The following is a 1,442-nucleotide window of genomic DNA, read 5'->3' as shown; positions in this document are numbered from 1 at the left end:
ATGCTGATTTACAGCCTGTTGCACCTCACCGGCTACGACCTGCCGATGAGCGAGCTGGAAAACTTCCGCCAGCTGCACTCCAAAACCCCGGGCCACCCGGAATACGGCTACACCCCGGGCGTGGAAACCACCACCGGCCCGCTGGGTCAGGGTATCGCCAATGCCGTCGGTTTCGCCATTGCCGAACGTACGCTGGGCGCGCAGTTCAACCGCCCGGGTCATGACATCGTCGACCACCACACCTACGCCTTTATGGGCGACGGCTGCATGATGGAAGGCATCTCCCACGAAGTCTGTTCGCTGGCCGGTACTCTTAAGCTCGGCAAACTGACCGCGTTCTACGATGACAACGGCATCTCCATCGACGGTCATGTGGAAGGCTGGTTCACCGACAACACCGCCGAGCGCTTTGAAGCCTACGGCTGGCACGTGGTGCGTCACGTTGACGGCCACAACCCTGACGCCATCAAGGCCGCGATTGAAGAAGCCCGCAAGGTCACCGACAAGCCGTCCCTGCTGATGTGCAAAACCGTGATTGGTTTTGGTTCCCCGAACAAGGCCGGGACCCACGACGTGCACGGCGCAGCGCTGGGCGCTGCCGAAGTGGCTGCCACCCGCGAAGCCCTGGGCTGGAAATACGCCGCCTTCGAAATCCCGCAGGACATCTATGCCCAGTGGGACGCCAAAGAAGCCGGCAAGGCCAAAGAAGCGGCCTGGAACGACAAGTTCGCCGCCTACGCCAAAGCCTTCCCGGAACTGGCTGCCGAGTTCAAACGCCGTGTGAACGGTGAACTGCCGGCCAACTGGAAAGCCGACGCCAAAGCCTTCGTTGAAAAACTGCAGGCCAACCCGGCCAATATCGCCAGCCGCAAGGCCTCGCAGAACGCGCTGGAAACCTTCGGCAAGGTGCTGCCGGAATTCCTCGGCGGCTCCGCTGACCTGGCACCGAGCAACCTGACCATGTGGTCCGGCTCCAAGCCGCTCAACGAAGACCTGTCGGGTAACTACATTCACTACGGCGTGCGCGAGTTCGGCATGACCGCCATCACCAACGGCATCGCGCTGCACGGCGGCTTCCTGCCGTACTCGGCGACCTTCCTGATGTTCGTGGAATACGCCCGTAATGCGGTGCGTATGGCGGCGCTGATGAAAATCCGCAACGTGTTCGTCTACACCCATGACTCCATCGGTCTGGGCGAAGACGGCCCGACGCACCAGCCGGTTGAGCAAATGGCCAGCCTGCGCGTGACCCCGAACATGAGCACCTGGCGTCCGTGTGACCAGGTGGAATCGGCGGTAGCCTGGCAGTACGGCATCGAGCGCAACGACGGCCCGACCACGCTGATTTTCTCCCGTCAGAACCTGACCCAGCAGCCGCGTACCGCAGAGCAACTGGCCAACGTTTACCGTGGCGGTTATGTGCTGAAGGACTGCGCCGGTAC

1 protein-coding gene is annotated in these 1,442 nt (G+C 62.1%); it reads left to right on the top strand.

The genetic code is table 11. From position 1 onward, the window contains the following. A partial coding sequence (tkt, locus tag FCL49_RS24545) for a transketolase (RefSeq protein WP_174355467.1) occupies window positions 1-1,442 on the top strand: 1,442 nt, incomplete at both ends.

Origin of the sequence: Serratia proteamaculans (genome assembly GCF_013337185.1) — a bacterium.
Taxonomy (GTDB): domain Bacteria; phylum Pseudomonadota; class Gammaproteobacteria; order Enterobacterales; family Enterobacteriaceae; genus Serratia; species Serratia proteamaculans_D.
This window is presented reverse-complemented; position numbering and strand designations above follow the sequence as displayed.